General features: G+C 69.5%; 20 protein-coding genes. 11 read left to right on the forward strand and 9 right to left on the reverse strand.

Annotation, left to right across the window (positions count from 1 at the left end; all coding sequences use genetic code 11):
• The first annotated feature begins 37 nt into the window (after window positions 1-37).
• The gene (serA, locus tag JOD67_RS16165) at window positions 38-1,627 is read left to right on the forward strand and encodes a phosphoglycerate dehydrogenase (RefSeq protein WP_205118421.1); all 1,590 of its coding nucleotides are present in this window, start codon (window positions 38-40) and stop codon (window positions 1,625-1,627) included.
• 132 nt (window positions 1,628-1,759) lie between these two features.
• On the opposite strand, the gene JOD67_RS16170 is transcribed toward serA, so the two are convergent.
• Window positions 1,760-2,326, reverse strand: coding sequence for an O-methyltransferase (locus JOD67_RS16170; protein WP_205118422.1), 567 nt, complete (start codon window positions 2,324-2,326; stop codon window positions 1,760-1,762).
• A gap of 473 nt (window positions 2,327-2,799) precedes the next feature.
• Between JOD67_RS16170 and JOD67_RS16175 the strand changes: the two genes are divergently transcribed.
• The 4 genes from JOD67_RS16175 to JOD67_RS16190 all read left to right on the forward strand — a co-directional run bounded on the left by JOD67_RS16175 (window position 2,800) and on the right by JOD67_RS16190 (window position 8,625).
• Window positions 2,800-3,855, forward strand: coding sequence for a 3-isopropylmalate dehydrogenase (locus JOD67_RS16175; RefSeq protein WP_205118423.1), 1,056 nt, complete (start codon window positions 2,800-2,802; stop codon window positions 3,853-3,855).
• 117 nt (window positions 3,856-3,972) lie between these two features.
• Window positions 3,973-5,067 (forward strand): branched-chain amino acid aminotransferase, encoded by a 1,095-nt coding sequence (locus JOD67_RS16180; RefSeq protein ID WP_205118424.1) that lies wholly within the window; start codon window positions 3,973-3,975, stop codon window positions 5,065-5,067.
• Between the two features lie 65 nt (window positions 5,068-5,132).
• Entirely contained in the window at window positions 5,133-7,790 is a 2,658-nt protein-coding gene (locus JOD67_RS16185; protein ID WP_205118425.1) for a PEP/pyruvate-binding domain-containing protein, read from the forward strand.
• A gap of 49 nt (window positions 7,791-7,839) precedes the next feature.
• Window positions 7,840-8,625, forward strand: coding sequence for an LLM class F420-dependent oxidoreductase (locus tag JOD67_RS16190; RefSeq protein WP_205118426.1), 786 nt, complete (start codon window positions 7,840-7,842; stop codon window positions 8,623-8,625).
• A 47-nt stretch (window positions 8,626-8,672) separates the two neighbouring features.
• Here the strand turns inward: JOD67_RS16190 and JOD67_RS16195 are convergent, their stop codons facing one another.
• Window positions 8,673-9,221 carry a TetR/AcrR family transcriptional regulator gene (locus JOD67_RS16195; protein ID WP_205118427.1) on the reverse strand — a complete coding sequence of 183 codons (549 nt, stop codon included), beginning with the start codon at window positions 9,219-9,221 and terminating at the stop codon, window positions 8,673-8,675.
• An 81-nt stretch (window positions 9,222-9,302) separates the two neighbouring features.
• Here JOD67_RS16195 and JOD67_RS16200 point away from each other — a divergent pair, with 81 nt between their 5' ends.
• From JOD67_RS16200 to JOD67_RS16210, 3 genes are read left to right on the forward strand one after another with little or no spacing between them, the layout of a single operon-like run.
• A complete protein-coding gene (locus JOD67_RS16200) occupies window positions 9,303-10,043 on the forward strand; it encodes an SDR family NAD(P)-dependent oxidoreductase (RefSeq protein ID WP_205118428.1) in 741 nt (246 codons plus the stop codon).
• Window positions 10,044-10,099: 56 nt separating this feature from the next.
• Window positions 10,100-12,466: a polysaccharide lyase 8 family protein gene (locus tag JOD67_RS16205; RefSeq protein WP_205118429.1), complete on the forward strand. Its 2,367-nt coding sequence runs from the start codon at window positions 10,100-10,102 to the stop codon at window positions 12,464-12,466.
• A complete protein-coding gene (locus tag JOD67_RS16210; protein ID WP_205118430.1) occupies window positions 12,360-13,592 on the forward strand; it encodes a winged helix DNA-binding domain-containing protein in 1,233 nt (410 codons plus the stop codon). Before JOD67_RS16205 ends, JOD67_RS16210 begins: the two co-directional genes overlap by 107 nt.
• Here the strand turns inward: JOD67_RS16210 and JOD67_RS16215 are convergent.
• The 4 genes from JOD67_RS16215 to JOD67_RS16230 are packed head-to-tail and all read right to left on the reverse strand — an operon-like array spanning window position 13,560 to window position 17,297.
• A complete protein-coding gene (locus JOD67_RS16215; RefSeq protein WP_205118431.1) occupies window positions 13,560-14,147 on the reverse strand; it encodes an HAD family hydrolase in 588 nt (195 codons plus the stop codon). The two genes, JOD67_RS16210 and JOD67_RS16215, sit on opposite strands and share 33 nt — an antisense overlap.
• Window positions 14,148-14,150: 3 nt before the next feature.
• The gene (locus JOD67_RS16220; RefSeq protein WP_205118432.1) at window positions 14,151-15,581 is read right to left on the reverse strand and encodes a hypothetical protein; all 1,431 of its coding nucleotides are present in this window, start codon (window positions 15,579-15,581) and stop codon (window positions 14,151-14,153) included.
• Complete coding sequence (locus JOD67_RS16225; protein WP_205118433.1) at window positions 15,578-16,603, reverse strand: hypothetical protein; 1,026 nt, start codon at window positions 16,601-16,603, stop codon at window positions 15,578-15,580. Before JOD67_RS16225 ends, JOD67_RS16220 begins: the two co-directional genes overlap by 4 nt.
• Before the next feature lie 52 nt (window positions 16,604-16,655).
• Window positions 16,656-17,297, reverse strand: a complete 642-nt coding sequence (locus JOD67_RS16230; protein WP_205118434.1) for a TetR/AcrR family transcriptional regulator — start codon at window positions 17,295-17,297, stop codon at window positions 16,656-16,658.
• Window positions 17,298-17,387: 90 nt separating this feature from the next.
• On the opposite strand from JOD67_RS16230, the gene JOD67_RS16235 reads away from it, so the two are divergent.
• Window positions 17,388-17,759, forward strand: a complete 372-nt coding sequence (locus JOD67_RS16235) for a DoxX family protein (protein ID WP_205118435.1) — start codon at window positions 17,388-17,390, stop codon at window positions 17,757-17,759.
• 59 nt (window positions 17,760-17,818) lie between these two features.
• On the opposite strand, the gene JOD67_RS16240 is transcribed toward JOD67_RS16235, so the two are convergent.
• Window positions 17,819-19,249: a glycoside hydrolase family 43 protein gene (locus JOD67_RS16240; RefSeq protein ID WP_307782426.1), complete on the reverse strand. Its 1,431-nt coding sequence runs from the start codon at window positions 19,247-19,249 to the stop codon at window positions 17,819-17,821.
• 472 nt (window positions 19,250-19,721) lie between these two features.
• Between JOD67_RS16240 and JOD67_RS16245 the strand changes: the two genes are divergently transcribed.
• A complete protein-coding gene (locus JOD67_RS16245) occupies window positions 19,722-20,108 on the forward strand; it encodes an MmcQ/YjbR family DNA-binding protein (protein WP_205118436.1) in 387 nt (128 codons plus the stop codon).
• A 213-nt stretch (window positions 20,109-20,321) separates the two neighbouring features.
• Here JOD67_RS16245 and JOD67_RS16250 read toward each other — a convergent pair whose 3' ends face one another.
• Window positions 20,322-20,825, reverse strand: a complete 504-nt coding sequence (locus tag JOD67_RS16250) for an NUDIX hydrolase (RefSeq protein WP_205118437.1) — start codon at window positions 20,823-20,825, stop codon at window positions 20,322-20,324.
• Window positions 20,822-22,411 (reverse strand): citramalate synthase, encoded by a 1,590-nt coding sequence (cimA, locus tag JOD67_RS16255; protein ID WP_205118438.1) that lies wholly within the window; start codon window positions 22,409-22,411, stop codon window positions 20,822-20,824. The genes JOD67_RS16250 and cimA overlap by 4 nt, the downstream gene beginning before the upstream one ends.
• 281 nt (window positions 22,412-22,692) lie before the next feature.
• Between cimA and JOD67_RS16260 the strand changes: the two genes are divergently transcribed.
• Complete coding sequence (locus JOD67_RS16260; RefSeq protein ID WP_205118439.1) at window positions 22,693-23,700, forward strand: ArsR/SmtB family transcription factor; 1,008 nt, start codon at window positions 22,693-22,695, stop codon at window positions 23,698-23,700.
• Window positions 23,701-23,818: the final 118 nt, after the last annotated feature.

Consider the following 23,818-nt stretch of genomic DNA (forward strand, 5'->3'; position numbering starts at 1 on the left):
TCGGGGGAAATCCTGAGCCGACCTGGAAGGCCGAGCCGTGCCGAAACCCGTCGTTCTGATCGCGGAAGAGCTCTCCCCTGCGACCGTCGAAGCGTTGGGCCCCGACTTCGAGATCCGCCACGCGAACGGTGCCGACCGCGCCGAGCTGCTGGCCGTGATCCCCGAGGTCGACGCGATCCTCATCCGGTCCGCCACCAAGGTCGACGCCGAGGCGCTTGCCGCCGCGACGCGCCTGAAGGTCGTCGCGCGCGCCGGTGTCGGGCTCGACAACGTCGATGTGAAGGCCGCGACCCAGGCCGGCGTGATGGTCGTGAACGCCCCGCTGTCCAACGTCGTCTCGGCCGCTGAGCACGCCATCGGCTTGCTGCTCGCGGTCGCACGCAACATCCCCGCCGCGAACTCGTCGCTCCGCGCGGGGGAGTGGAAGCGCAGCAAGTACACGGGCACCGAGCTTTATGAGAAGACCATCGGCGTGCTCGGCCTCGGCCGGATCGGCGTGCTCGTCGCGCAGCGGCTGTCCGCGTTCGGCATGAACGTGATCGCGTACGACCCGTACGTGCAGCCCGGCCGCGCCGCGCAGATGGGCGTGCGTCTCGTACCGCTGCCGGAGCTGCTCGCCGCCGCGGACATGATCACCGTCCACCTGCCGAAGACGCCGGAGACGCTGGGGCTGCTCGGTGAGGCCGAGCTGGCGCTGGTGAAGCCCGGTGTGCTGATCGTCAACGCGGCGCGTGGTGGGCTCGTTGACGAGCACGCTTTGTATGTGGCGTTGAAGGAAGGTCGCGTCGCGGGTGCGGGCATCGACGTGTTCGTGACCGAGCCGACGACGGAGTCGCCGCTGTTCGAGCTGGAGAACGTCGTCGTGACGCCGCACCTCGGCGCGTCCACTGAGGAGGCGCAGGAGAAGGCGGGCATCGCGGTCGCGCGTTCGGTGCGGTTGGCGCTGGCCGGCGAGCTGGTACCGGACGCGGTGAACGTGCAGGGCGGTGTGATCGCGGAGGACGTACGGCCGGGGATTCCGCTGACGGAGAAGCTCGGACGGATCTTCACCGCGCTCGCCGGCGAGGTCGCGCAGCAGCTCGATGTCGAGGTGCGCGGCGAGATCACCGAGCACGACGTGAAGGTGCTCGAGCTCGCGGCGCTGAAGGGCGTGTTCACCGACGTCGTGGAGGAGCAGGTCTCGTACGTCAACGCGCCCTTGCTCGCGGCCGAACGCGGGCTCGAGGTACGGCTGGTGACCGACGCGGACAGCCCGGAGTTCCGCAACCTGGTCACGCTGCGCGGCACGCTCGCGGACGGGCGTCAAGTCTCGGTTGCGGGAACGCTGGTCGGGCCGAAGCACCACGAAAAGCTCGTGGAGGTTGACGGTTTCGACATCGAGATCGAGCCGGCGGCACACATGGCGGTGCTGCGGTACGTCGACCGGCCGGGCATCGTCGGCGTGGTCGGGCGGATCCTCGGCGAGACGAACGTCAACATCGCGGGCATGCAGGTCTCGCGCGATCGCAAGGGCGGCCAGGCACTCGTCGCGATGACCGTCGACTCGGCGATTCCGCAGGCGGCGTTGGACGAGATCGTGCGCGAGATCGACGCGGTGAACGCCCGCTCCATCGACCTCGACGACTGACGCTCCGCCAGCTGTCCACATCTCCACAGGCGAATCGCACTTCACCCACCCAAACGGGGTTGGCAAGCGCTTTCGTGTGCCTCGGAACCCCGGTTCAGTGGGTAAAGTGCGCCCGGCTGTGGACGGAGGTGGCTAGCGGCGGGTGGCGATCAGGACCGAAGCGTCGGTGGCGACCATGATCTCGGCGGTCGTGAACCGTTCGTCCAGCAACCACTCCTGGCGCATCGCGTCCACCCGCCCGTTGTACATCGGCGGCCAGGTCTCGCACGGGGTGAAGTCGTCCAGGACGACCATGCCGCCCGGCGTCATGATGTCGCCCGCGACGTCCGGGCCGGCGCGCTTGGCCTCGCGGACGTCCAGGAACAGTAGCGAGAACGGCGCGTGCTCGGCGAGCTCCTTCCAGTCCGCCTCGAGCACCTCGACCGACTCGTCGCCGGCGAACATCTCCCGTACGGCCGACACCAGCCCGGGGTCGTGCTCAGCGGTCAGCAGGTGGGCACCGTTCCGCATCCCGCTCCGCAGCCAGGCCGAACCGACGCCGCAGCCCGTACCGGTCTCAGCGAGCACGCCGTCGCGGGTGGCAGCCAGCGAGGCGAGCAGCCGGCCGGTCTCGTTCCGGCAGGACGAGACGTACCCACGTTGTCGCGACAGCTGATGGGCGCGCGCGACGACGGGTGGCAGGTGAGGCGGGGCACTCATGCGGGGGAGTGTCGCATATCGACGCGCGTCCGCCGATAGGAAGAAGCCTCGTTCGGACGGACTGCACGCCTCGGCTGTCTGGGCGGCTGACGGACAAGGACGCGCACCGTCTCGGCATGCGAGAAGTTCTGTCTTGAGACAGACAACTACTTGGATGTCCAACTAATGTCGTCCTCATCATGCGGCGAGTAGTCATCCTTCTCAGCCGCGGCGGGGCTCGGTAGGACGGGCCAGCACCCCGTCGCGGAGTCTTTCGCGCTGGCCCGAATCCGTAAGCCAGCAAGGAAGAATTCGAAATGACCGAGGCGCAGCAGTTGGCCAACCAGGCCCTCCAGGAAGCCATGGACCGCCGAGACAACGGTGGCGAGACCGGGCACGAGGACCACTCCGCTCACTAGAGCACTACTCGTCGATCTGTCCGAATGCTAGGACGGCATGTCCGGCATCCGGACGCTCCAGATATGGTGAACCGCATGTCGCGCAGCATTCGCCTTGCCGTGATCGGTGGGGACTACATCGGTCCCGAGGTCACTGCCGAGGCCGTGAAGGTCCTCCAGGCCGTCGCCCCGTCGTACGACACCACGCTCGAGACGACGGACTACGACCTGGGCGCCAACCGCTACCTCGCGACCGGCGAGGTGCTTCCGGACAAGGTGCTCGCCGAGCTTCGCGACCACGACGCGATCCTGCTCGGCGCGGTCGGCGGACGTCCGGGCGACCCGAACCTGCCGCCCGGCATCCTCGAGCGCGGGTTGCTGCTGCGGATCCGGTTCGAGTTCGACCACTACGTGAACCTGCGGCCCTCGAAGCTGTTCCCCGGCGTTCCTTCTCCGCTCGCCGGTGAGCCGGAGATCGACTTCGTCGTGGTCCGCGAGGGCACCGAAGGCCTGTACGTCGGCAACGGCGGCGTCGTCCGCAAGGACACCCCGCACGAGCTGGCGACCGAGATCAGCATCAACACCGCGCACGGCGTCGACCGCGTCGTCCGTGACGCGTTCCGCCGCGCGCAGGCACGGCGCGGGAAGCTCACGCTGGTCCACAAGACCAACGTGCTCGTGCACGCCGGCGGGCTGTGGTCGCGTACGGTCGACCGGGTCTCGCAGGAGTTCCCCGACGTCACCGTCGACTACCTGCACGTCGACGCGGCGACGATCTTCATGGTGACGCAGCCGGACCGGTTCGACGTCATCGTCACCGACAACCTGTTCGGCGACATCATCACCGACCTGGCCGCCGCCGTGACCGGCGGAATCGGCCTCGCGGCGAGCGGGAACGTCAACCCCGACGGCACCGCTCCCAGCATGTTCGAGCCTGTGCACGGCTCGGCCCCCGACATCGCCGGCACGGGCAAGGCCGACCCCACGGCCGCCATCTTGTCCGCGGCTCTGCTGCTCGACCACCTCGGGCTGGCCGACGCCGCCCGCCGAGTCGAGGACACGGTGCACGCCGACCTCGCGGAGCGAACGGCGGGCACGACCCGTACGACCGCCGAGATCGGCGACGCGATCGCCAGCCGAGTAGCCACGTAGAGCTGTGGCGCGCCCCCGCGGCGCACGCAGCTCACACCGCCTGCCGGCTTCGGCAGGCGGTGTTTCTTGTCCCCATACTTTTCTGACGAGACATTCACGATTGGGTACGGTGCAGCCATGACCGCAAGCCTCGAGTACGCCCGCCAGCTGACGGACTCGCCGGTGCCGCCCGAGCGGCGTGACGAGATCCTCGCCGACCCGGGATTCGGCAAGTTCTTCACCGACCACATGGTCGAGGTGAGCTGGACCGCGGAGCGTGGCTGGCACGACGCCGTGATCAAGCCGTACGGTCCGTTGCTCATCGACCCGGCGTCGGCTGTCCTGCACTACGCGCAGGAGATCTTCGAGGGCCTGAAGGCGTATCGCCATCCCGACGGGTCGATCTGGACGTTCCGCCCGGACGCCAACGCGCGGCGGTTCGCCAACTCCGCCAAGCGGTTGGCGCTGCCGACGCTGCCGGAGGACGACTTCGTGGCGGCCCTGGACCTGCTGGTGTCGACGGACGCCGCGTGGGTGCCGTCGGGCGGGGAGAAGAGCCTGTACCTGCGGCCGTTCATGTACGGCTCGGAGGCGTTCATCGGCGTGCGGCCGTCTGCCGAGGTCAAGTTCATCGCGATCGCCTCGCCAGCCGGGCCGTACTTCGCTTCGGGCGTGAAGCCGGTGTCGATCTGGCTGTCCGAGGAGTACACGCGAGCAGCGATCGGCGGCACGGGCGCGGCGAAGTGCGGCGGCAACTACGCGGCCTCGCTGGTGGCGCAGCAGGAGGCGATCGCCAACGGGTGCGAGCAGGTCGCGTTCCTCGACGCCGTCGAGCGCCGGTGGATCGAGGAGCTCGGCGGAATGAACCTGTGGTTCGTGCAGGACGACGGCTCGATCGTGACGCCGGAGCTGACCGGCACGATCCTCGAGGGCATCACGCGGGACGCGATCATCGCGCTGGCCGGTTCGCTGGGCCACAAGGTCGAGGAACGCAAGATCGAGCTCGACGAGTGGCGTACGGGCGTCGAGTCGGGCCGGATCGTCGAGGTCTTCGCCTGTGGCACCGCCGCCGTGATCACCCCCGTCGGCTCCCTCAAATGGCGCGGCGGCGAGATCGTGATGGCCAAGGAAGGCGACGCCACCCCCGTCGCCAGCGAGATCCGCTCCCGCCTGCTCGACATCCAGTACGGCCGCGCCGAGGACCCCCACGGCTGGATGCACCGCGTCGCGTAGGGCGTGAGACACCTCACGGTATCGAGTAATTCACCACCCGTTGAGTTTCCTGTTACCTTGGATTCATGAACGGGACCTCGCTGGTACGGACGTTCGCCGACCTCGACCGCACTTGTCTGGACGAGGCGGGCGGCAAGGCGGCGAACCTCGGCGAGCTGGTGCGCGCCGGGTTGCCGGTGCCGCCCGGCTTCGTCGTCACCACCGCCGCCTACCGCGAGGTCGCCGCGACCGCGGGCCTCGAGCCGACCCTCGCGGCGCTGGCCGAGACGCCGGTCACCGACACCGAACGGCTGGCGAAGCTTGCCTGCGAGGCGCGCGAACGGCTGCTCAGCTCGGCCATCCCCGACGCGACCGCCGAGGCGATCCTCGCCGGCTACCGCGAACTCGGGAACGACGTGCCGGTAGCGGTCCGTTCGTCAGCCACCGCTGAGGATCTGCCATCCGCGAGCTTCGCCGGCCAGCAGGACACATACCTCAACATCGTCGGCGCCGACGCACTCCTGGACGCCGTTCGCCGTTGCTGGGCGAGCCTGTGGACCGACCGCGCCGTCGCGTACCGGGCGACGAACGACGTCGACCACGACCTCGTCGCGCTCGCCGTCGTCGTCCAGCTCATGGTCGACGCGGAGGTCGCCGGAGTGCTGTTCACTGCCGACCCGGTCACCGGCCGCCGCCGGCAGGCCGTTATCGACGCGAGCCCGGGGCTCGGCGAGGCCGTCGTCTCTGGCGCCGTCAACCCCGACCACTTCGTCGTCGACACCGCGACCGGCGAGATTCTCGAACGCAGGTTGGGCGACAAGCGGCTCGCGATCCGTTCGCTGCCGGGCGGCGGCACCGAGCACGTCGCGGTCGAGGCGAACGAAGCCTGCCTCACCGACGACCAGATCCGCGCGCTCGCCAGGCTCGGCGACGAGACCGAACACCACTTCCAAGCCCCGCAGGACACCGAGTGGGCGATCGACGCGACCGGCAAGCTGTGGTTGACGCAGGCGCGCCCGGTCACGACGCTCTTCCCGTTGCCAGATCCCCTTCCCAGCACGGCGAAAGACGACGTCCGCGTCTACTTCTGCGGCAGCGTCGCGCAGGGGCTCACGCGTCCGCTCACTCCGTCCGGCCTCGCCGCGTTCCGGCTCGTCGGCACGTCGATCGCCGAGCTCGCCGGCATCGTGGTGGCGGACCGGTTGGCCGGACCGCCCGCGATCGTGGTCGCCGGCCAGCGGCTGTTCTTCGACTTCACGCCGATCCTGCGCAACGAGGACGCGCGGTCGATCGTGCCGCGGATCTTCGACGTGATGGAGGCGCGGTCGGCGGTGATCGCCCGTACGCTCGCCGACGATCCCCGGTACGCCGCCGAGCAGGGCTCCGGCTGGCGGCTCCGGCGCCGGCTGTTCCGCGTGGCGAGGAGGCTGCGTGCTCCGGGGACGTTGCTCGCCGCGGTGATCGACCCGCGCACCGGCCACCGGCACGCCGCCCGGCTGACGACGTTGATGGCGCGACGTACGGCGGTCCCGCCCAACGCCAGCCCGCGAGAACGGCTTGAGCACGTCGAGCGAATCCTCGGCGAGACGATGCTCCCGACCGGCGCCCGCGTGATGCCCGCGGCCGGCGCCGGGTTCCTCCTGCTCGGTCTCGTCGCCAAGCTACTCGGCAAGAAGCTCGCGTCGGGCGACCTCGAGGCGGTGCTGCGGAGCCTGCCGCGCAACGTCACGACCGAGATGGACCTGGAGCTCTGGCAGCTCGCCCAGCGGATCCGGTCCGAGCCGGCGGCCGCCACGCTGTTCACCCGCAAGACTCCGGTGGAGCTGGCCGCGCTGTTCGGCGACGGCGCGCTTCCCGCCATCGCGCAGGACGGGCTCGCCGAGTTCCTGCGTACGTACGGGCATCGCGCGGTCGCCGAGATCGACCTCGGCATGCCGCGCTGGAGCGACGACCCGACGCACCTGCTCGGAGTGCTCGCGAACTACCTGCGGCTCGACGACGAGGCGCTGGCCCCGGACCGGCTGTTCGCACGCGGCGCGGTCGAGGCCGAGGCGGCGGTGGCGCGGCTGGTCGCCAAGGCGGGTTTGGCCAAGCCAGTCGTACGATTCGCGTTGCGTCGTGTCCGCGCACTCGCGGGACTGCGGGAGTATCCGAAGTACCTCATCGTTCTGGCTCTCGCGGCGGCTCGGCGCGAGCTGGCAATGATCGGTCGCGACCTCGTGGCTGCCGAGCGGCTCGCGGTGCCTGACGACGTGTTCTTCCTCGATCTCGCCGAGGTCCGGTCCGCGCTCGGCGGGCGCGACCACCGTGCGCTCGTCGTCGAGCGGCGGGAGGCGTACGCGGCCGAGCTCAGACGGCGACGGATCCCGCGGATGATGCTGTCCGACGGCACCGACCTCGAGGCGCTCGGCACGGCTGCCACCGAAGGTGACCTGGTCGGGACGTCCGCGTCGAGCGGCACGGTGACCGGGATCGCACGGGTCGTCCTGGATCCGGTCGGCGCCCACCTGGAGCCGGGCGAGATCCTCGTCGCGCCGTCGACGGACCCGGGCTGGACGCCGCTGTTCCTCACCGCGGGCGGCCTGGTGATGGAGATGGGCGGCGCGAACTCCCACGGCGCCGTGGTGGCCCGCGAGTACGGGATCCCGGCCGTGGTCGGCGTACCGGACGCGACGTCGCGGATCTCGTCCGGGCAGCAGATCCGGGTGGACGGCGCGTCCGGAATCGTCACGATCTCGTCCTGATCCGGTCTCCTGGGGAATGTTCGGGATCGCTTCCCGGCTAACGATGTACATGACGAGACCGGTTCGTATTGGAGTCCAGCTCCAACCTCAACACGCCGAGTACACCGAGATCCGCCGGGCGGTCGCCGAGATCGAAGAAGCCGGCGCGGACATTGTCTACACCTGGGACCACTTCTTCCCGCTGTACGGGGAGGCCGACGGCCTGCACTTCGAGTGTTGGACGATGCTCGGCGCCTGGGCTGAAGCGACCTCGCGCATCGAGATCGGCGCGCTGGTGACGGCGAACTCGTACCGGAACCCCGAGCTGGTGGCGGACATGGCCCGTACGGTCGACCACATCTCCGACGGGCGGCTGATCCTGGGGATCGGGGCTGGTTGGTTCGAGCGCGACTACGACGAGTACGGGTACGAGTTCGGCACGGCCGGGTCGCGGATCGCGTCGCTGGGCGAGTCGATGCCGCGCATCAAGTCGCGCTGGGCGAAGCTCAACCCGGCGCCGACACGGGACATCCCCGTGCTGATCGGCGGTAGCGGCGAGCGCAAGACGCTGCGCGTGGTGGCCGAGCACGCGACGATCTGGCACGGCTTCGGCGACCCCGAGCGGCTGCGGCACCTGACCTCGGTGCTGGATCGCTGGTGCGCGGAGGTGGGCCGGGATCCGTTGGAGATCGAGCGCTCGGTCGCGGTCTCCGACCCGCCCGAGTCCGTCGGCGAGGACTTCGTGGCGACGGGCGTCACGCACTTCACCATCGCCCAGGGCGGCCCCAAGTACGACCTCGGCCTGGCCCGCGACTGGATCGCCTGGCGCGACGAGCACAACGCCAAGTCCGCCTGACGGATCGCTTCGACCAAGGGCCGCGCCCGGACGGGTGCGGCCCTTGCTCATGCCCGGTAGCCGGTGAGGGCGAGGTCGAGTTGGCGCTCCCAGGCGGTGGGGGCGACCTGGACGACGCGGCTGAGGGCGACGATGAGGAGGCCGACGTCCTCCATCGTGACGTCCGCGCGCAGGACGCCGTCGGTGTGGGCGCGGGCGACGAGGGGGGCGAGGGTGGTTCGCAGGTGCTCGCCGCAGGCGGCGAACGCCGGCGCCGCAACGTCGCCGACCGCGAGGCCGTCGAGCAACGTGCGGCGCTCCGCGAGCGTGCTGAGGGTCGCGGCCACATACGAGCGCAGTGCCGCGTAGGCGTCCGCCGTGTCGACGGTTGAGGTGCGCTCGGTCCAGGCCGCGATGTCCGCCTGGAGGACGGCGACGAGCAGCTCTTCCTTGGTCGGGTAGTGCCGGTACAGCGTGCCGATCCCGACCCCGGCCTGCCGCGCGATCTCTCGCATGTCCACGGCCAGCCCACCCACCCCGAATGCCTGCGCCGCAGCCTCCAGCACCAGCAACGCGTTCCGCGCCGCGTCCTTCCGCTGCCTCCGAGCCGTCGCCATGCCGCCGATCCTACCCATTGCGGAACGCGTGTTCCGCATCTACGCTGTTCCGGAACAGGTGTTCCGAAACGAGGGATCGGTATGAGGACGATCGTGATCACCGGCGGCACCGACGGCATCGGGCGGGCGCTGGCCGCGCACTATCTGCGGGCGGGGGAGCGCGTCGTCGTGGTCGGCCGGAGCCGGCAGAAGTTCGACGCCCTCCAGCAAGAGACGGGCGGGGACGCACGGTTCATCCAGGCCGACCTGTCCCTCGTCCGAGAGATCGAACGCGTCGTCGCCGAACTCCAGCAGTACGAGCGCATCGACGCGCTCGTCCTCGCCGCCTCGTACGTTCGCTACAAGCGCGCCGAGACCGAGGAGGGCCTAGAGCACCAGTTCGCGCTCTTCTACCTCGGCCGCGCCCTCCTCGTCCGCGGCCTCGCCGATCGCCTCGGCACGGTCGTCAACCTCGTCGTCCCCGGCGCGCCGAAGGACGCGATCCAGTGGAACGACCTCCAGCTGGAGAAGGACTACACCTGGAAGCGCACCAACCTGCAGTTCCGCCGCGCCAACGAACTGCTCGCCGTCGACCTGCCGATCCACGTCCGCTACCACCGCCACAGCCCCGGCTTCGTCCGCACGAGCTTCGCCGGAGACGTCGACGGCCTCGCCCGCATGGGCGTCAACGTCCTCGTGCGCGTGCTCGGAACCACAGTGGACAAGGCGATTCGCCCCATCATCGCCTTGATCGACGACGACGACCGCGCCGAAGCCACACGGCTAAGGCAAGAAACAGCGCGAATCGTCGAAGGTGTGCGCAGTACCGGACGGACTCCTTGACCTCGGGCGAGCGCTTTCCCTAGCGTCGAAGGCTCGGCCAGGTACGAGGGGGAGACATGGCAGCGAAGCTTCCACGCCGCGTGCTCGTGGCGGGCATCGGCGGCGTCGCCGCCCTTGCCGCGTTGAATGGGCGCATGACCCCGGCAAGAGCGGATGCCCAGTCGTACGAGCAACTCCGCCTCGCCTGGCACGACTTCCTCACCGGCGGCCAGGTCGATCCCGCCGACCCCAGGGTCGCCAAGGCGCTCACGTTGCTCGACAACGACGCCCGCCGGTGGCAGGGCCTCGTCGACAGAAGCCCAACCCGCACACAGGTCTTCACCGACACCACCTTCGCGGGCTCGGCCGGCGTCACCGGCACATACACGCGGCTGGTGACGATGGCCCTCGCCTGGGCGACCAACGGCAGCGCCCTGCACCAGAACGCGACCGTGCTCGCCGACGTCCTCGCCGGCCTCGCGACCGTGCACGAACGCGTCTACAAGCAGGGCACGGTCGAGTACGGCAACTGGTGGGACTGGGAGATCGGCTCGACCCGCGCCCTCGGCGACGCCTGCACGCTCGTGTACGACCACCTCCCGGCAGCCGACCGAGCCAGCTACCTGCAGGCGATCGACCACTTCGTTCCCGACCCGTACTGGATGTTCCCGCCCGAACGCGGCCCGATCCTCTCCACCGGAGCCAACCGCGTCGACCTCTGCCGCGCCATCGCCGTCCGTGGCGTCCTCGGCGAGACCGACGCGAAGATCGCCCGCTCCCGCGACGGCCTGTCCGACGTCTTCGCCTACGTCACGACCGGCGACGGCTTCTACCGCGACGGCTCGTTCGTCCAACACACGTGGGTCCCCTACACCGGAACGTACGGCGTCGTCCTGCTCGACGGCATGTCCAAGCTGATCGCGCTGCTAGCCGGATCCCCTTGGGAGGTGAACGATCCGAACCGCTCGGTCCTCTTCGACGCGGTCGAGCGCACGTTCCAGCCGGTGATCTACGACAATCAGATGCTCGACTTCGTCCGCGGGCGGGCGATCTCGCGGAGCAACGCGCGCGACCACACCGACGCGCACGGCGCTCTCGAGCACCTGCTCAACCTCGCCGACGGCGTCGCCGTCGAGGATCCCGAGCGCGCGCAGCGCTGGCGCGCGATGGTCAAGGGTTGGATCCATCGCGACACTCACGACGACATCTTCGCCAGCGCCCGCGTCCCGCGGGTCGCGACGTACGCGCGCGTGCTCGCCGACGAGTCCGTTCCCGCGGCGCCGGAGCCCACGGCGTTCACCGTCTTCCCCGGCATGGACCGCGTCGTACATCGCCGTCCTGGTTGGGCGTACGCGATCTCGATGGCCAGCATGCGCATCTCCTACTACGAGTCCGGCAACGGTGAGAACGAGAAGGGCTTCCACACCGGCGAGGGCATGACGTACCTCTACAACGCCGACAACGGCCAGTACGCCGACGACTTCTGGCCGACTACCGACCTCTATCGCCTGCCAGGCACGACGATCGACAAGTTGCCACTGCCGAACAAGGCCGGCGGCGAGTGGGGCGAGGCGCGGCCGATCGATGCGAGCTGGGTCGGCGGCGTCGCGCTCGGCGAGTTCGGCTCGGCCGGAATGGACGTCGAGGGCATCACGTCGCCGATGCGGGCGAAGAAGTCGTGGTTCTGCCTGGACGAGTACGTCGTCGCACTCGGCGCCGGCATCACCGGGGCGAGCGGACACCCGGTCGAGACCGTCGTCGAGAACCGGAATCTCCATGCCAGTGGGACGAACGCGTTCCTGCTCGACGGTGTCGCTCAGCCGCTGGACCTCGGCTGGTCGACCACCCGAGAGGCCGGCTGGGCGCACCTCGGAGGCGTCGGCGGGTACGTCTTCCCCGGCGGCGCGACGATCTCGGTGAAGCGCGAGGCCCGGACCGGACGCTGGCGCGACATCCACCAGACCGGCCCGACGACGCCGATCACCCGCCGGTACCTGACGGCCTGGTTCGACCACGGCGTCGATCCGACAGCGGGGGAGTACGCGTACGTGCTGCTGCCCGGCGCGACCCCGGCGCGCACCGCCGCGTTGGCCGAGTCGGCGGAGATTCGCGTGCTGGCGAACACCCCGTCCGTACAGGCGATCTCCGTTCCCCGGTTGGGCATCGTCGCCGCGAACTTCTGGGCACCGGGCTCGGTCGACGAGCTCACCGCGTCCGCGCCGTGCGCGGTGATCATGCGCGAGCATCGCGGCGAGCTGGCCGTCGCGGTGTCCGATCCCGCCCGCGGGAGCGCGAACGTCGAGGTGGGTGTCCGTCGGGGCGGATATCGTTCCTGGCATGGTGACTCGACCGTCCGCGTCCAAGCCGTCCGGCCGTGGGTCTCGCTCGCCGTCGACACGTCCGACGGCCTCGGCGGCACCCACGCCGTCCGGCTCAGCCGCTGACGGCGGACCGCTCACCCTGGCGGAGCTGAGCCGCGCCACGCTGGCGCGGCAGCTGCTGCTGGACCGGGTGCCGCTGACCGTCGAGGAGGCGCTGCCGAGGCTCGGAGCGTTGCAGGCGCAGCGGCCCGACTCGCCGTTCTTCGCGCTGTGGACGCGGCTGTCCTCGTTCGCCGCGGACGACCTCCAGACGCTGCTGGAGTCGTACCAGGTCGTGCGGGCGACGCTGCAGCGCCGGACGCTGCACGTGGTGACGGCCGCCGACTACTTCGACTACGCGGTGTTCACCGAGTGGAGCGGTCGCCGGGACTGGCGCGACCTCGAAGCGCACGTGGACGTCGACGCGGTCATCGAGGCCACGTTGGAGTTCAGCGACGGCGAGCCACGGCTGCTGACGGACTACGTCACGCTGGCGGAGGAACGCTGGCCGCACGCCCTGCACCTGCTGGCGGGCGGGCACAACTACCGCCACCTGCGGACCCATGCCCTGCTGCTGTTGACGCCAGACTGCTCGCGGTTCGCCGGGCGAGGGCCGGTCGCGTACGTGTCGGCACGCTCGCGGCTGGGCGCGGAGGGCTGGCCGACGGGTGAGGAAACCCTGCCGCGGTTGGTCCTGCGCTACCTCCGCGCGTTCGGCCCCGCCAGCGCGGAGGACGCGATGTCGTGGCTGCGCGAGTCGCGGGTCACGAAGGTGCGGGCCGCGCTCGCGTCGCTCGGCGACGCGGTGGCGACGTTCACCGACGAGTCCGGGCGGACGTTGTACGACGTGGTCGACGGGCCGCGGCCGGACGGCGAGACTCCCGTGCCCGTGCGCTACCTACCGCCGTTCGACAGCCTGCTGCTGGCGCACACCGCGAAGTTCCGGACGCGGGTGCTGCCGGAGGGCTATCGCGACCGGATCATCAACAAGGGCAACGGCATGATGGCGCCGACGTTCCTGGTGGACGGGCTCGTCGCGGGCAGCTGGTCGGTGGTGACGAAGAAGTCCGAAGCGACGTTGATCGTTCAGCCGTTCGCGAAGATGACCCGAGCAGACCGCAAGGCGCTGTTGACAGAGGGTGAGACCCTCGTACGGTTCGCCGCTCCCGACGCGAAGTCACACCAGGTGGTCGTGGAGGATCCCGCGTAGCCCGTCCGGCGACTGGTAGTGGTGACCGGCCATGCCGATCGCCAACGCCGCTTGGACATTCGGCAGCGTGTCGTCGACGAACAGGCAGGCTTCGACGTTCGCGCCGGCGAGCTTCGCGGCGTGGTGGTAGATCTCGGGATCGGGTTTGGCGAAGCCGACCCGCGAGCTGTTCACGATCCCGTCGACCGCGTCCAGCAGGCCGAGCCGTGCGAGGTCGCTCTCCAGCCGTGACGTGGCGTTGCTGACCAGCAGGACCGGCGCCGTACGGCGGACCTGCTGGAGGATGGCCAGGACCTCCTCGACGACCTCTCCAGCCGACTCGGACCACTCGGCGACGACCGCGCCGCCTCGTTCACCGAGCGCGGCCGCGATGCCCGCCCGCCACTCCTCGTCCGTGCACTGGCCGGTGATGGCAGGCAGCAGCCGTTCCTGCGCGAACGCGACCGAGCGAAACGAGCCTGGGGTAAGCCCGTTCCGTGCCTCCGCGTCGTCGATCAGCGCCGGATCCCAGCGTCGTACGACGCCGTCGATGTCGCACAGAACAGCGCCGTGCATGGCTCAGAAGCTCCTCCTGCCGCCGGACCGGTGGCTCGAGCGCGAGCTCGAGCCACCACCGGACGAGCTCGTCCGTGACGACCAGCCGCCGCCCGACGAACGCCCGCCGCCGTCGGAGTCGTCATCGTCGTTGTACGTGGTGGAAGACGAGGCCATGGAGTTGAGCGAGTCGCCGACGTTCGTGGTCCAGTTCCTGAACCGTCCGCCCGGCCGATCGGCCGCCCACCGGTCCCGCATCCCGTCGCGGATCCGCCGCAGCTTCGGGTCGGGGAACATCCAGGACTGGTCACCGGCGGTCCAATAGCCGTCGACGTACGCGGCGATGCGCTCGCCGAGCGTCCAGTACGGGTGGTTCTGGTCGCCGATGCGCACCGTGCGGACCTCCGGCTGCTGGTTCGCGGCGAGCCGTGCCGCGCACGCGGCGCAGATGTCGACGCGCCGTTCCGCACCCTCCTCGGGCGTCCACTCGGTGCTGGTCGTGCTGGGGCCGTGCCGCGGGTCGAAGAAGCACGGCGCCGTCGGCTCCGGGACCTGCTTGCCGGCCCGCACAGCCTCCAGGCAGACCATCCCGTACCGCGCGGAACCCAGCAACGTCGAGACGGCCTCGATGTTCGCATCGGTCTTGGCCTTGTCCAGCCGCTGCCGGGCCTTCTCGATCGCGTCGAGGATCTGCTTGGTGTACGTCGACTGCCGCTCGTCGGTCGCCGTCGGGAGCGCCGAGACCTGCTGGGACAGCGCGATGATCTCCTCGTTCAGCATCGGCCGGACGAGCTCGAGATGGTCGCGTTCGTCCTGGCGCCGGCGCCGCCGGCTGGCCAGCGTCACGCCGCCCCACCACAGGCCGGCGATGCCTCCGATGCCGCCCGCCCACGGCGCGACGTCGATGTACCAGGGGTTGTCGACGACCTGGGCGCGCTGGATGAAGCGCTCGAGCATGGAGTCGTAGTTCGGAGCGCAGCAGTCGACGGCCTGGTCGACCGCGTTGCCGACGTAGTACGTGGGGCCGCGGTCGGCGCGCTGTACGGCGTGGAAGCCGCGTCCGTCGTCGGAGGAGTCCGCGTCGACGAGGACGGCGTACACGCCCTCGACGCCGACCCGGTCGTACAGCTGGTCGGCGATCTCCTCGCCGTTCCACGCGAGGTACTTGTAGTACGACTCGCCGATCGAGATCTGCTCGGCGGGCACCACCGCGATCCGCATCGGCGCGTCCGCGCTCTTCGTCGCGGCGTCGAGCGCGGCGATCTCGCTCGAGTCGAGATCGGTGACGTCGGGATCCACGTACAGGCCGGGCTGGCCGAGCTTGGCGGCGACCTGGTCGAAGTAAGCGTCGACGTCCGCCTGGTCTCGGCTGTCGCCGTCGGCGGCCAGGGCGGCGGCAGGCGCGGCGACCACCAAGAACGCGGCGGCGGCGAGCGCTACGGTCCAGCGAGTCATCTGATCTCCCCCGAAAGACGTTTCGCGCAGGCGGCGCAGACCGGGATCTCCCGGGGCCGGCCGCCTGCCGGTGTGTACATCCAGTCCGTCGTCGACATGCCGTGAGCCGGGTCGAAGAAGCAGTCCACGCGCCGCGGCGGTGCGGGCGTCCCGGCGAGGGTCGCCTTGGCGACGGCGAGGCGCCAGCGGCCGTACTCCACGGTCGTGCGCATCGTGCGCAGTCCCGCGTCGTCCGGCTCGCCGTCGGCGATCCTGCCGGCGTCCTGGTAGGCGTCCATGGCGGCTTGGACGTGCGCGGCCACGCTGTCGGTTTCCACGCTGACGTCCGAACTGTCGAGCTCCTCGCCGAACCTCGTGACGTCCTCGCGCGCGAGCCTCCGGCGTTCCTCGACCGAGTCCGCCTCGTCGGGGAGGACCTCGAACGAGGGGCGGTAGAGCGCGGGGCCCTTGTCCTTGCGCCTTCTGACCTGCCACCAGACGAGCAGCCCGGCGGCGATGGCGACCGCGATAGCGGCGCCGATGATCAGCCGGTACGGGATCGTTCGTTCGGGACCGGGCGCGTCGGGAACGCCGAGTTGGGTGAGCACGCCGTCGAGCAGCGCGACCGGTTCGGACCTGGTGTGCTTGGTGAGCTCGTCGGTGAGGATCTCGCCGACGGGCGCGTCGACGCCGACGGCGCTGCCCCAGACGACGGCGCCCCCGAACACGACCAGGTAGATCCCGTCCTGCTTGCGTTCGTCGACGACGGCGTCGACGAACGCGCGGGCCTTGTCCTCGCGGGTGCTGCCGGTCTGGTCGGTGAGCGCGGCCGCGGGAACGACGGCGATCAGGACCCTGGGCTCGTGCCCTTCGGTGCGGGCACGGAGTCGCTCGGCGTCGGCCTCGGGAACGAGGTCGCGCATGGTCTTGTCGACGTAGACGGTGTTGGTCTGCCAGCCGTCGACGACGGCGTCGACCGAGGGTGTGATCGCCGGCGCGGCCGCGAGCAACGCGGCGACCACCAGCCCAAGTACGGAACGCATCGCCGCACAGCCTGCCTTATGGACCGGTCCAGTTGCCAGCAGGACGCTTCGCTCAGCGCGTGTGGCGGCCGAGCGTGATCATGGCGCGGTACACCTGGCGGGGCGACATCGGCGGCTGGTCGAGCTCGTGGGCGGCGCTCGCGCGCAGCCCGTCGAGCAGCAGGCCGAGGTGGCGGCGCCAGGCGTTCGGGGCGATCGAGCCGGTCGCTTCGACGATGCGGGTGTTGGCCCAGGTGAGGAACGGCAGGTCCTCGGGCGTGAGGTCTTTGCGCAGCTGGCCGCTTCGTTGTGCGCGTTCGACGAGCTGGACCAGCAGGTCGTACATCCGCTTGCGGGCGTCCTCGGTGCAGACGGCGCGGGGGAGGCGCATCGACATCAGGTCGTTGATGGCGCGGTTGGCGGCCTCCCGTACGAGCGTGGCCTCCAGGTAGTGGACGAACCCGTCCCACGGATCGGACATGGCCAGCGCTTCCTCGCCGATCGTGACGCGGGCCTCGATCTCCTCGGCGAGGACGGCGTCGGCGAGGTCGGTCCTTGCCGGGAAGTGCCGGTAGAGCGTCGCGATGCCGAGGTCGGCGCGGCGGGCGATCTCCTCCAGGGACGCGTTGATGCCCTGCTCGGCGAACACGCCGCGGGCCGCCTCGATCAGCGCTTCGCGGTTGCGCTGGGCGTCCCTCCTGGGCTTGCGTTCCATGGTGGCCAGGGTAACCCGGGAATACGTAGGCAGCCCTTCGCTTTAGAGTGACTACAGATTTGCTGCGGCTCTGATGATGGGATCGATCAAATGAACACGTTCTTGTGGGTGCTGCAATGGATCATGGCGGCGGCCTTCCTCATCTCGGGCGCTGTGAAGATCGTGCGCTCGAAGGAACAGCTGGCAAGCCAGATGGGCTGGGTGAACGACTTCTCCGGCAACACCGTGAAGCTGATCGGGACGGCGGAGGTCCTGGGCGCGATCGGGCTGGTCGTGCCCGCGCTGACCGGGATCGCGGTTGTCCTGACGCCGCTGGCGGCAGTGGGCCTGGTCCTGGTGATGATCGGCGCGATCGCCACGCACGTTCGGCGCAAGGAGTACCAGATCGTCGTCGCCAACGTGATCCTGCTGCTGATCGCCGCCGTGATCGCGTGGGGGCGCTTCGGGCCCTACTCGTTCTGAACCCTCAGACGGGTTGTCGGGTTGTCCTGTTGTGAGGACAACCCGACGACGGTGTCCGTCTACGGCCAGACGTCGGCGCGGTCGATGCTGACCGCGGTCCAGGTGGCTGAGCCGTTCTTCGTGCCGGTCACGCGGACGCGCAACGTGTGGGCGCCGGCCGCGAGCTTCGGGCTGAGGTAGTTCAGGTGTTGCCCGATGCGCGGGTCACCGTGGTAGTCGACGAGCTGCTCAGGCCCGCCGTCGATGGACATCGCGGCGATGCCGTTGCCGGTGTCGCGGACGGAGTAGAGCCCGATCTGCGTGCCGGTGAACCGGAAGGTCGCGGTGTGGCCGGCCGTGCCGCTCCAGTGGTCGTTGCCGAGGTAGCACTGCACGCCGCAGCCACTGCCCGAGCTCCAGGCGCCGGCGTACTCGACCTGGTTGTTGCCGGTGCCGATGTCGAAGTCGTTGATCGTCTGGACCGCCGGCCCGGGGTCGCCCGAGGGCAGCGGGAGACTGGCGCCGAGTGCGACCGGGGAGCCGAGGTTCGGCGTGCCGTCGGCGTTCCAGCTGATCTTCTGCGCGCGGGTCGTACGCCAGTGGTAGTTGTACGCCGCCGTGTTCTTGCCGTGGTAGGCGATCCAGTCCTCGGTGCCGTCCGGCGACTTGAAGAAGAAGTGGTGGCCCGGGCCGTACACGCCGGCCGCGTTGTTGCGGGAGAAGCGCGCGCCGGCGTACTGGACCCAGTTGCCCGGCACCATCGGGTTGAGGCCGTTGGCGACCGAGATCATCCAGAGCGAGTAGTCGGGTTTGCCGGTGTCGCAGGTCGAGTAGGTCATGAACGTTCTGCCGTTGCGGTACAGGAACGTCGGACCCTCACGGACCTCCGAGCAGGTGCCGTTGTTCACCGGGAGCGCGACGCGGCTGCCGGTCGTCGTCCACGGGTTGGACATCGTGGCGATGTAGATCTGCTGTGGTCCGCCGGAGAAGCCGCGGCCGGGGCTGGACCAGGTGAAGTACATCTGGCCGTTGTGCACCATCGGCTCGCCGTCGATCGCGTAGACGCCGTAGTCGGCGAGTTTCCCCTTGTACGCATACGGTCCCATCGGGTCGGAGCCCGCGGACTCGATCACGTGCATACGGTGGTTGGCGTCGACGCCGTTGCTGGCCGTGTAGTAGATGTACCAACGGCCGTTGAACTGGTACATGCCCGGCGCCCACATCTGGGTGTTGCGGCTCGGGTCGCTGTCCTGCCACACCGTGACGGCGGGCGCGTTGATCAAGGTGGCAAGGCTGTTCGACTTCCAGATCGTGATGCGGTCGCCTTGGGTGGTGGACAGGTAGTAGTTCCCGTTGTAGTGCACCATCGTCGGGTCGGCGCTGTTGTTCAACGGGTTGCGGAACGAGTTCGCTGCCACTGCCGTTCGTCTCTCCTCGATGCTCCCCGCCGTGAGTCCTGCTAGTGCGATGGCGAGGACCAGAACCATACGAAGGCACGACCGAACGCTCACGACGGGCTCCTTCCGGGCGTCGGATATCGCGATGGCACCTTTGTAACTGGTGTCTGCCACGTTGTAGAAGAGTTCGGCAGCAAGCGGCCAGGCCTAGCCTCGATCTTTCGTCTGGCGGTGGGTGCGACCGGTCCGGGCCCGCCCCTGGGGCCAATGATCATGTTTACATGGTCGTTGGCCGCTTTACGTGGGGTGGACGCCAGGTAGAGCGGCCACTGGCCGGGTAAGGCGACCACGACGCTTCCCGAGGCGTAGGCCGTGTCTGTCAAAGATCGCCTGGCGCGCGACACCTCCCCAAGATCGGCAGAGTCCGTCTGGACGCGGTGCACCTCGTCACCCAGATAACCAATATGAGTTCCTCCTGCACCACGCCCATACGGGCGCGGTGCGCCGCGCGCCATCGTGCTACGCGCGATGACCGGCGCTCTTTGCCAGACACGGCCTCGTTCCGCGGGATGGGATCATGCTCGGCATGAGTCGGATGTCGACGTGGGAGGACGTGTCCGCGTTCCTCGAGACGCTGCCCGCGGCGGAGTTCTCCCCGCCGGGAGGGCATTTCCCGCGCGGTGTGGTCCGCGTACTGGGGAAGGTCGTGGCGTATCCCGCCGGTGGTGCGCGCGGCTCGCCGCCGGACGCGGTCGAGGGGGAGGAGTTCGTGTTCGTGAAGGCAGGCTCGGACGAGAAGGCGGCTTTGCTGGCGTCGGATCCGGTGACGTTCTTCGTGACGCCGCACTACTCCGGCTCGCCTGGGGTGATCGTCCGCCTGCGGACCGTGGAGGCGGCGCAGCTGCGGGAGCTGCTCGTCGAGGCTTGGCGGCTCGTGGCGCCGAAGCGGCTCATTCGGGAGTACGACGGCTAGAGGCGCGCCGTCCCTGGCGGCGAGCGCGGCGCTCGGCGACATCCCGACTGTCGCCGCCCACAACGCCGCGCTCGCCCACATCGCCCACCAGGTACGGCGCGTGAGCCCCTCCCCTTGCCCAGCGCAGCACCCCTTGCCGTTGTCCCGCAGTGTCATCGCCCTCGAGGGGTGTGTCCATGACCCACTCGGGTCACTAGCGGAGTGCCCAACGGCCTACGTCATGCCTGCCTCGTGGATCATTCGTGCGTTGACAGCCGCGAACGGCAACGCCGCGACGTCGAGCTCGTCGACGAGTCGCTCCGCCGGAACGAGGCGACGCTGGGAGATCTCGAACCTCGGCTCCCACGGCGCGAGCTTCACGTCCGCGCGCCACATCGAGCGGACCAAGACCAGGCCCTCGTCAGGTCCGGAGGCGCAGACGCCACGGGTGAATCCGAGCAGCCTCGTCCGCACCACGTTCGCGCAAGCCTCCTCGCGCACCTCCCGGCGCAGCGTTTCCTCCCAGTTCTCAGCGCCCTCGGGCCGTCCGGCGGGGAACTCCCACCGCTCGCCGTCGCGGCTGACCACCACGATCTCGCCGTGCGCCGTCACGCACAGACCCTCCGCGCCATGCGGCTGGCCGTCCGGAGGTGACGGCGGCGGATGCCACGCGACGACCCAGACCTCGCCGTTCGACCGCGCCGTCACGGCTTCGCCGTCGGCGGCGAGGGGGATCACTCGCCGACGAGGGGGGTTACTCCGGCGCGGACGAGGCCGTAGGTCACGCCGTCGCGGAGGGCTTCCCAGGAGGCTTCGATGATGTTGTGGCCGACGCCCACGGTCTCCCAGGAGTCGACGCCGTTCGAGAGTTCGATGATGACTCTGATCACCGCGTCGGTCCCGTGCCCCTGGTCGAGGATCCGTACCCGGTAGTCGATCAGGTCGAGCTTCGCCACCGACGGGTACGCCCGGCCGATGGCGCCGCGGAGGGCTTCGTCGAGGGCGTTGACCGGCCCGTTCCCCTCACCGGTGACGATCGCGCGCTCGCCACCGGCCAGGACCTTCACGGTCGCCTCGGACACCGCTTCGGCTCCGGGGCGCGAGTCGGTGATCACCCGCCACGACTCGACCTCGAAGTACGAGGGACGCTTGCCCTCGACCATTTCCTTCAACAACAGTTCGAACGATGCGTCGGCGGCCTCGAACGTGTAGCCGCGCGACTCCATCTCCTTCACCCGGTCGGTGATCCGGGTCAGCAGAGCACGGTCTCCGGCTAGGTCGTAGCCGAGCTCCCGGCCCTTCAGTTCCACGCTCGCCCGGCCCGCCATGTCGGACACGAGTAAACGCATGTCGTTCCCCACCTTCTCCGGCTGGGTGTGCTGGTAGAGATTGGGATCGACCTTGACCGCACTGGCATGCAGTCCTGCCTTGTGGGCGAATGCGGACGCTCCGACGTACGGCTGTCGCGAGTACGGCGGAACGTTGGTGACCTCGGAGACGGCGTGGGCGATGCGCGTGGCGTCCTTGAGCTTCCCGTTCGGAAGCACCGTGCGGCCGCGCTTCAGCTCGAGGTTGGCGACGACCGTGACGAGGTCGGCGTTGCCCGTACGTTCGCCGTATCCGTTGAGGGTTCCTTGCACGTGCGTGGCGCCGGCATCGACCGCGGCGAGGGTGTTGGCGACCGCACAGCCGGCGTCGTTGTGGCAGTGGATGCCCAGCCTGGCTTGGGTTCCTTGGAGAACGTTGGTGACAACCTCGCCGACCTCGTCGGGCAGCATGCCGCCGTTGGTGTCGCAGAGCGCGATCACCTCGGCCCCCGCTTCGGCCGCCGTACGTACGACCTCGAGCGCGTACGCGGCGTTGTCGCGGTAGCCGTCGAAGAAGTGCTCGGCGTCGAGGAAGACGCGCTGGCCTCCTGTCCGGAGGTGTTCGACGGTGTCGCGGACCATCGCGAGGTTCTCCTCGAGCGTGGTCCTGAGGGCGAGGTCGACGTGGCGGTCATGGCTCTTGGCGACGAGGGTGACGACCTGCGCGCCCGAGTCGCGGAGGGCGGCGACGAGCGGGTCGTCGGCCGCCTTGACACCCGCGCGCCTCGTCGCGCCGAACGCCGCGAGCGTGGCGTTCTTGAGCTCGAGATCGGTGCGTGCGCGGCGGAAGAACTCGGTGTCCTTGGGGTTCGCGCCCGGCCAGCCACCCTCGATGAAGCCGACGCCCAGGTCGTCCAGGTACCGCGCGATCGACAGCTTGTTCTCCACGGACAGGTTGAGCCCCTCCTGCTGGGCTCCGTCGCGAAGCGTCGTGTCGTAGACGTGGAAGGAACTCATGGCTCTCGTGGCTCCTGGGCTGGGGTTTGGGGTGAGCTTCTGTCGCCGGGCAACGAAAAAACCTCCCGTCTGAACAGACGAGAGGTTCGCGCGCTGGACTGATGCTGCCGTCCGGCGCGCCTAGCTAATGATGATCGCGTACGAGGGTGTCACGTTCGGCAGTCTGTCACAGGGTCCGCCGATCGAGCAACCCGTCCACCAGCTGGACGCCCGAAGGCCGCCGATTCGAGTGAGGGCGAATCCTCGCGCTCCGCCACCGCCCGCTCCTAGCATCGCCGGGCATGATCCAGGTGCGCATGAGTGTGATGGACCTCGGCCGGACGCGGTTCGCGTTCTCGCCTCTCACCGAGTGCGGCGAGAGCCTCTACCTGCTGTCCTCGGGCAACATCCACCCCCTCCACAAGCGGTGGTTCGACGACGTCGCACCGCGGCTGCGGGAGGTCGACCTCGCCCTGCTGAACGCGATCACGCCGGCCCACGGGTGGATCGCCTCGTTCTTCCTCGACGGGGCGACCGGCCCGGACACGCGCATCGAGGACCAGCTCGCCCACCTGGCGGACCTGAGTCCCGGCGTTCTCGGCGAGAAGATCGCGAAGCTCTGGAGTGGCCACCCGATCCCCGACCGGGCCAAGGACGTCTGCCGCCCCGGTGGTGCCCGGAAGATCGCGGACGCGCTGTGGGACTACTGGCGGGCCGCGATCGAGCCGCACTGGACGACGATGCGCGGCGTCCTCGAGGACGACGTCGCGCACCGTGCGCGGACGTTGTCGACGAACGGGATGCAGACGCTCCTCACCGGCCTGCACGGCGAGGTCAGCTGGGGGGACCAGGTCATGCGGATCGGCGAACGGGGCTTTGACGATCGTGACGACGAGACGATGGACGGCGCTGGGATGGCGCTCCTGCCCTCGGTGTTCTGCTGGCCGCACGTCGTCTTCCACGTCGATGCCGACCGCCGGGCCAACCTCGTCTATCCGGCCCGCGGGATCGGCAACCTGTGGGGTGCGAGCCCCGAAGAGCCGGACAAGTCCGCCCTCGGAGCGCTGCTCGGCCGCAGCAGGGCTGACATTCTGCTCGCGCTGGACGTTCCGCGCACGACGAGCGACCTCGCCATCCTGCTCGGGCAGTCGCCGGCAGCGGTGAGCCAGCACCTGTCCGTGCTTCGGCGGAGCGCGATGGCGACCTCGTGGCGGGCCGGGCGCAGAGTCTTGTACCTGCGTACCGACCTCGCCGCGAGCGTCGTTGAGGCGAACTCCCGCACCACCCGAGACTCGGCGTCGTCCGCCTAGCCCGCCCTGGGGCAGTTGATCATGTTTACATGATCATTGGCCGCTTTACGTGGGGTGGACGCCAGGTAGAGCGGTTACTGGCCGGGTAAGGCGACTTACGACACCTGAATCCCCGAGC

Source organism: Tenggerimyces flavus (assembly GCF_016907715.1).
GTDB lineage: Bacteria > Actinomycetota > Actinomycetes > Propionibacteriales > Actinopolymorphaceae > Tenggerimyces > Tenggerimyces flavus.

Coding starts and splice junctions, on each gene's coding strand:
- JOD67_RS16170 (WP_205118422.1), bottom strand. CDS start 2,326: ATGAGTGCCCCGCCTCACCTGCCACCCGTCGTCGCGCGCGCCCATCAG.
- JOD67_RS16175 (WP_205118423.1), top strand. CDS start 2,800: ATGTCGCGCAGCATTCGCCTTGCCGTGATCGGTGGGGACTACATCGGT.
- JOD67_RS16180 (WP_205118424.1), top strand. CDS start 3,973: ATGACCGCAAGCCTCGAGTACGCCCGCCAGCTGACGGACTCGCCGGTG.
- JOD67_RS16185 (WP_205118425.1), top strand. CDS start 5,133: ATGAACGGGACCTCGCTGGTACGGACGTTCGCCGACCTCGACCGCACT.
- JOD67_RS16190 (WP_205118426.1), top strand. CDS start 7,840: ATGACGAGACCGGTTCGTATTGGAGTCCAGCTCCAACCTCAACACGCC.
- JOD67_RS16195 (WP_205118427.1), bottom strand. CDS start 9,221: ATGGCGACGGCTCGGAGGCAGCGGAAGGACGCGGCGCGGAACGCGTTG.
- JOD67_RS16200 (WP_205118428.1), top strand. CDS start 9,303: ATGAGGACGATCGTGATCACCGGCGGCACCGACGGCATCGGGCGGGCG.
- JOD67_RS16205 (WP_205118429.1), top strand. CDS start 10,100: ATGGCAGCGAAGCTTCCACGCCGCGTGCTCGTGGCGGGCATCGGCGGC.
- JOD67_RS16210 (WP_205118430.1), top strand. CDS start 12,360: ATGGTGACTCGACCGTCCGCGTCCAAGCCGTCCGGCCGTGGGTCTCGC.
- JOD67_RS16215 (WP_205118431.1), bottom strand. CDS start 14,147: ATGCACGGCGCTGTTCTGTGCGACATCGACGGCGTCGTACGACGCTGG.
- JOD67_RS16220 (WP_205118432.1), bottom strand. CDS start 15,581: ATGACTCGCTGGACCGTAGCGCTCGCCGCCGCCGCGTTCTTGGTGGTC.
- JOD67_RS16225 (WP_205118433.1), bottom strand. CDS start 16,603: ATGCGTTCCGTACTTGGGCTGGTGGTCGCCGCGTTGCTCGCGGCCGCG.
- JOD67_RS16230 (WP_205118434.1), bottom strand. CDS start 17,297: ATGGAACGCAAGCCCAGGAGGGACGCCCAGCGCAACCGCGAAGCGCTG.
- JOD67_RS16235 (WP_205118435.1), top strand. CDS start 17,388: ATGAACACGTTCTTGTGGGTGCTGCAATGGATCATGGCGGCGGCCTTC.
- JOD67_RS16245 (WP_205118436.1), top strand. CDS start 19,722: ATGAGTCGGATGTCGACGTGGGAGGACGTGTCCGCGTTCCTCGAGACG.
- cimA (WP_205118438.1), bottom strand. CDS start 22,411: ATGAGTTCCTTCCACGTCTACGACACGACGCTTCGCGACGGAGCCCAG.
- JOD67_RS16260 (WP_205118439.1), top strand. CDS start 22,693: ATGATCCAGGTGCGCATGAGTGTGATGGACCTCGGCCGGACGCGGTTC.